This window comes from Mycobacterium sp. E183, from assembly GCF_001667735.1.
GTDB lineage: Bacteria > Actinomycetota > Actinomycetes > Mycobacteriales > Mycobacteriaceae > Mycobacterium.
Genome location: NZ_LZJN01000100.1, coordinates 1 through 523, shown reverse-complemented (window position 1 = coordinate 523; position 523 = coordinate 1). Strand labels below are relative to the sequence as shown.

The 523-nt window shown below is 67.3% G+C and carries 1 protein-coding gene; it reads left to right on the top strand.

Features of this window, described 5'->3' with window-relative positions; translation table 11 throughout:
• Positions 1-165: 165 nt before the first annotated feature.
• On the top strand, positions 166-523 hold a 358-nt coding region (locus A5691_RS29105), incomplete at its 3' end, for an NAD(P)-binding protein (RefSeq protein ID WP_156675524.1).

Below are 523 nucleotides of genomic sequence, written 5' to 3'. Positions count from 1 at the left end.
CCACTTCGCCGCCGCGCGATTATCACGCCGCGCTCGACTCGGCCAAGAAGATGATCAGCGGAACGTTGTTCGCCGGCGGGCGCGGATAGCGGCGGGGCCGACACGGCACCGCCTTGATATGATCAAGCGATTGATTATATAGTCGGGCCACGAGAGGACCGGGCCTTGACTGAAACCGTGTCGTTCGACGTCGACGCGCTGCGACGCAAATACGCGGAAGAGCGCGCGCGCCGATTGCGCCCGGACGGCATCGCTCAGTACGTCGAGACGGCGGGGGCATTCGCGCGCTTCGCCGACGACCCCTGGGCAGACGGTGAATTCACGCGCGAGCCGCTGACCGACGAAGTCGACGTCGCGGTGATCGGCGCCGGATTCGGCGGGCTGTTGACGGGGGTGCGGCTGCGTCAGCTCGGCGTCGACAGCGTGCGGCTCATCGACCGGGCGGCCGACGTGGGCGGGACCTGGTACTGGAACCGGTACCCGGGGATTGCCTGCGATGTCGAGTCCTACGTGTACATGCCGC